This is a genomic window from Nocardia pseudobrasiliensis NBRC 108224, assembly GCF_001613105.1.
Classification (GTDB): Bacteria; Actinomycetota; Actinomycetes; order Mycobacteriales; family Mycobacteriaceae; genus Nocardia; species Nocardia pseudobrasiliensis.
This window is the reverse complement of sequence record NZ_BDBS01000062.1, coordinates 1-5,212: the sequence shown is the minus strand read 5'-3', so window position 1 is coordinate 5,212 and position 5,212 is coordinate 1. Positions and strand designations below refer to the sequence as shown.

The 5,212-nt window shown below is 68.3% G+C and carries 4 protein-coding genes and 1 pseudogene; 2 read left to right on the top strand and 3 right to left on the bottom strand.

The genetic code is table 11. The features are described 5' to 3' along the window. Nucleotides 1-1,449, bottom strand: a 1,449-nt coding sequence (locus tag NP4_RS35945) for a lytic transglycosylase domain-containing protein (protein WP_156524969.1), incomplete at its 3' end; no start/stop codon positions are given. Between the two features lie 527 nt (nucleotides 1,450-1,976). Between NP4_RS35945 and NP4_RS35940 the strand changes: the two genes are divergently transcribed. Next, entirely contained in the window at nucleotides 1,977-2,465 is a 489-nt protein-coding gene (locus NP4_RS35940; RefSeq protein WP_068007709.1) for a DUF4383 domain-containing protein, read from the top strand. Nucleotides 2,466-2,474: 9 nt separating this feature from the next. On the opposite strand, the gene NP4_RS35935 is transcribed toward NP4_RS35940, so the two are convergent. Both NP4_RS35935 and NP4_RS35930 read right to left on the bottom strand, forming a co-directional pair. After that, nucleotides 2,475-3,560, bottom strand: coding sequence for an S-(hydroxymethyl)mycothiol dehydrogenase (locus NP4_RS35935; RefSeq protein ID WP_068007702.1), 1,086 nt, complete (start codon nucleotides 3,558-3,560; stop codon nucleotides 2,475-2,477). A gap of 102 nt (nucleotides 3,561-3,662) precedes the next feature. After that, complete coding sequence (locus NP4_RS35930) at nucleotides 3,663-4,826, bottom strand: damage-control phosphatase ARMT1 family protein (RefSeq protein ID WP_068007698.1); 1,164 nt, start codon at nucleotides 4,824-4,826, stop codon at nucleotides 3,663-3,665. A 185-nt stretch (nucleotides 4,827-5,011) separates the two neighbouring features. Between NP4_RS35930 and NP4_RS35925 the strand changes: the two are divergent. Further along, nucleotides 5,012-5,212, top strand: a pseudogene (locus tag NP4_RS35925) (PP2C family protein-serine/threonine phosphatase); the annotation flags it as partial.

Sequence of the window (5,212 nt, the reverse complement as noted above, 5' to 3'; positions counted from 1 at the left end):
GGTGGTCGGCGGGACCGTTGTGGTGGGTGGCACGGTCGTCGTGGTGGTCGGCGGCACGGTCGTCGTGGTGGTCGGCGGCACCGTTGTCGTGGTGGTCGGCGACGCCGGCGTGGTGGTCGGTGTCGTCGTTGGTGCGGATGTCGTCGTCGTGGGGGTGGGCGTCACCGTGGTGGTCGGCGTCGGAGACGGGGTGGGTTGCGGGATGTAGGTCGGCAGCGGAAGCGCCGAGGGCAGCGTGGTATTCGGGCCGATGCACTGGGCCGGGTTCTGGGCCTGCGGGTCGGTGGAGTTCGGGTCCGGCGGCAGCGTCGGAAGCGACAGCGGCGGACAGGGATTCTGCGTGGGTGGGGTGCAGAAGATGCCGCACAGGAACGGCTGTAGTCCGCCGATCTTGACCCACACCCGCAGCGTCAGCCCGAAGCCGGGCTGATTCGTGGTGGTGGTGTCGGTGCTGGGGTCGTAGGTCGTCGACGGGTCGGTCGTCTCCGTCGGATCGGTGGTCAGCGCCGGATCGGTGGTGGGCGTCTCGGAATCGGTCGTGGCGTTCGGATCGGTTCCACCGGGGCCGTAGGTCGACGACGCCAGCACCGTCTCGCCCGCGTCCATGGTCGACCCCGTGCCCTCGGGCGCGCCGTCGGCGGGCAGCGGATCGGGCGTACTGCCGACCGGCACCGGCGCGCCGCCGTTCTTGTAGGCGTTGGCCCAGCTCAGGACCTCGGTGGCATAGGAGGACGAGTTGTTGTAGCGCAGGATCGCCCGCAGTTCCTGCTTGGCGTCGCGCATATCCGTATTGCCCGAGCACAGGTATTTGCCCGCGGCCAGGGCCGCGTCGAAGACATTGTTCGGATCGGATTTTCCGTCGGCGTTGCCGTCCGAGGCGTACGACGCCCAGGTTCCGGGCAGGAACTGCATGGGCCCGACGGCCCGCACGAAGCCGCCGCCGGCGGCCCGGATGATCTGATTGCCGGGCAGGGTACCGTCCAGCGCCGGTCCGAAGATCACGCCGACCGTGGTGCCGGTGGGATCGAGGCGGCCGTTACCCGCGTGATTGGATTCGATCTTGCCGATACCCGCCAGCAGATACCACGGCAGCCCGCAGTTGGGCTCCGAGTTCTGCAGCGCCAGTTCGGCATTGCGATAGGCGGCCAGCACGGCCTCCGGAATGCCCAGTGCCGCGCCGCCGGGCAGCAGGATGTCCTGCAGCGGCACGTTGCCGTCCGCGGGCAGGGCGCCATCGGGGGGCGGGGTGAGCTCACGCAGTTTGCGCGGAGCCTGCGGGGCAGCCGGAACCAGCGCGGCGGCCGGATCGGGTTCGGTGTCGGACTGCGCGATGGGCGCGGAGTCGGCCAGATTCCGGGTGGGCGACGTCGCGGTGCGCGCCGTCGATCCGGTGGCCGTCAAACCGGCTACGACCAGTGCCGTTACGATGAGTGGGCCAGGTAATCGCATGGCATACCAATCCCCTCGCGGACGCGCGACTTCCACAAGCCGGGCGACCGCCGTTGCCGTCACGGCGTCGTGACGGAAGATATTGCAGGACAGGGAGTTCGGGCCGAATCGCGGACCAGTTTATCGGAGAACACCGACGGCACACCGCCTTCGACCGAACGGAAGGTTCCCTACGGGCTAAAAATTGCCTCCGGAATAGGGGGTAGCGCTCGCGGGCGGAGTTTGCTTGCGGCCGGGGTGAATCATCAAAGGTACTGCCCACCAGAATATTTCGATCTTCGTGCATCGTCGGATATCCGGCCGATTGCTCGTCGATTCTGAGTGATTCGCGCTGCGTGCGGCAAGTAAGGGTCTCGCTGACCGGCACGGTGGACGGTAAGGTCGCCGATCCGGCCGCCGTACCGGTCGAGCGTGAGGTGCTCGGTCGTTGCGGGCGGGTGCGGGCGCGGCGTTTGGTTCGAGAGCGATCGGCTATTACCGCAGTGATCATGATTCGGCCAGGTCGGCACCGTCGAGAGGAGATCGAGATGGCTACAGCCGGATACGCGCAGGGCGGGGTTGGTCGCGGTTCGCTCGTTCGGACGGCCGCGTACGTGGTAGGCGGACTATTTCTGCTGGTCGGAATCCTCGGCTTCATTCCGGGGATCACCACCCACTACGACATGCTGTCGTGGGCCGGACATCATTCGGGGGCGATGCTGTTCGGGATCTTCAATGTGTCGGCGCTGCACAACATCGTGCACCTGATCTTCGGTGTGGCCGGACTGGCGATGGGCCGCGCCGCCGCCACCGCACGCACCTTCCTGTTGGGCGGCGGCATCATCTATCTGGCGCTGTGGATCTTCGGCATGCTGGTCGATCAGGACAGCCGCGCCAACTTCATCCCGGTCAACACCGCCGACAACTGGCTGCACCTGGGTCTGGGCGCGGCGATGGTGGTGTTGGGCGTGCTGCTGCCCGCGGCGGCCTTCTCCGGTTCACCGCAGCGCGGACGCCCCGAGGCGCACGCCCACTGATCCCGATCGCTACAGCACCACCACCGAGCGCAGCACCTCGCCGCGATGCATCTTGGCGAACGACTGCTCGACCTCGTCCAGCGAAATGGTCTCGGTGACAAAGGCATCCAGATCGAGGCGACCCTGCCGGTACAGGCCGATCAGGGTGGGGAAGTCGCGCGAGGGCAGGCAGTCGCCGTACCAGGACGACTTGAGCGAACCGCCGTGGGAGAAGAAGTCCAGCAGCGGCATCTCGAGGCGCATCTCTGGGGTGGGCACGCCGACGAGGACGACCGTCCCGGCCAGGTCGCGGGCGTAGAACGCCTGCTTCCAGGTTTCGGGACGGCCCACGGCGTCGATGACGACATCCGCGCCGAAGCCGTCGGTGAGCTCCTGGATCTGGGCCACGGGATCGGTCGCGCTGGCATCGATCGTATGGGTCGCACCGAAACCCTTGGCCCACTCCAGCTTTCGGGCATCGAGGTCCACGGCGATGATGGTGGTGGCCCCGGCGAGGTGCGCGCCCGCGACGGCCGCGCTGCCGACGCCGCCGCAGCCGATCACCGCGACGCTGTCGCCGCGGCCCACCGCGCCGGTATTGAGGGCCGCGCCGAGTCCGGCCATGATGCCGCAGCCGAGCAGACCCGCCGCGGCGGGCGAGGCCTGCGGATCGACCTTGGTGCACTGACCCGCGTGCACCAGGGTCTTCTCCGCGAACGCGCCGATGCCGAGGGCGGGGGTGAGCGGGGTGCCGTCGGTGAGCGTCATGGGCTGGGCGGCATTGAAGGTCGAGAAGCAGTACCAGGGCTTGCCCTTGCGGCAGGCGCGGCAGGATCCGCAGACCGCGCGCCAGTTCAGGATGACGAAATCGCCAGGCTCCACATCGGTGACGCCCGCGCCGACCGACTCCACCACGCCCGCGGCCTCATGGCCGAGCAGAAAGGGGAACTCGTCGTTGATGCCGCCCTCGCGATAGTGCAGATCGGTATGGCACACCCCGCAGGCCTGCACTCGCACCACCGCCTCGCCCGGACCGGGATCGGGCACGACGATCTCGGTCACCTCGACCGGCGTCTGCTTCGACCGTGCGATCACGCCACGAACCGTCTGCGCCATGGGTTTTCCCCTCTCTCGGTGCGGAATGCGGTTCATACGCTACCTGCCGCGCCCGGCTCGGCGGCGAGGGTCCGCAGAGTCCGCGCGGCCAATGACGGGGCGCTAGTCGCTGACCGAACATTGGATGAGCGCGTGTTCGCCGCTGGTCCGCCACGATGTGCCCGTGGCGTCCAGCTCGCGCACCTGTTCGGCGGTGAGGCCTACGGCCACATCGGATTTCAGGGTGCGCAGGGCGATGACCGGGCTGGGGAAGTAAGCGGTCAGGTCGGTGAACGGGGTGGTCGGCGGCCAGTAGCGGTCGCCGACGAGGCGGCGGTAGTTCAGATCGCCCTTGGTCACGGTGATCGTCGCGGCGGCGAACTGCTTGTTCAGGTCGGCGGGCATATCGTGGAAAGACAGTGGGGCGCAGAAGAATTCGTGGGCGTGGATAGTGAGGCGTTCGTCGCGTATCGCGGTCCACAGGCGGTCGCCGATGTGGCGGGCCGTCTCGGTGGTCGATTCGCGCAACACGCGCAGGGCGGCGAGGACGTCGGGCATGGTGGCGTCGGAGACGAAGTAGGGCCGCGGTTTGATGTGCAGGGCGACGCGGGCCACCGACTCCTCGGTGAGCAGATGATCGATGAGGACGAGATCGGGCAGGAGTTCGCGGCCCGCGTTGTCGGCGACGACGCAGACCGTCGGCTCGGCCGCGCGGGTCAGGCGGGTCCACAGGGCGGCGCTGTCGTCGGCGAGGAGTTGGGTGGCGCGAGCGTCGGATTTGCTGGTGAGCTGGAATCCGAGATCGGCCTGATTGCCCCACAGTGCCGAGCGCAGCAGGGCCGCGCGCCTGTCTTGTGCTGGAATATCGGACAATTCGGCCAAAGCGGCGATTTCCTCGGCGACCGCCGGGCCGGACAGCTCGGCGGCCTTGGTCGGTGCGAACGGGTCGATCGCGTGCCAGACGCCCGGGCCGAAATAGCCGACCGCCTCGAGCAGGCGTCGATAGAAATAGCTCTCGGCCCACAGGAACGTCGCCTCGCCCCACGGCCGACCCCACAGCCCCGCGCCCCACTCCGCCCACTTCGCGGCATCGCTCTCGGCGGTGACCAGCGGTTTCAGCACGCCATCGGTGCTCTCGGCCAACAACTCCCGCAGCGCCGCCCGCTCGGCCGGGCCGTATGGATGGGCGGCCAGCACCTGGTCGATCAGCTTCGGATGCCGCTCGTGGAAGACGCTGCGGGGGAAGGATCCGGGAACTCCGGCGAGGATCGGCGGGGCGACGGTCATATCCCGATCATGGCGTACGGCCGGTTCGATGATCGCGGTGGGAGCGCAGTTCGTTTGCCGCCGTGACACTCTCGTTGCCGATTTCTCAGGAACTCCACGGCTGACTTTGGTGCGCGACGCAGCCGCACCCGCTTGACTGGAAGGGTGCTGATCGGCAGCACCTGACCAGTCGAGGAGGTCGGGACGTGCACAATGCAGTGACCACCGCCATCACCCGCCGTGAGCTCATGAGGCTTGTCGGAGTCGAAGCCGATTCGGTGAGCCGCCGCGGCGGCCGTTCGATCAACGCGGATGCCGTGGCCACCCACACCGATCCCGTCGTGGGCCGCACCGCGTTCGTCGTGGCCGACGGAATCGGCGACCACCTGCTCGCGGCGCGCGCGGCC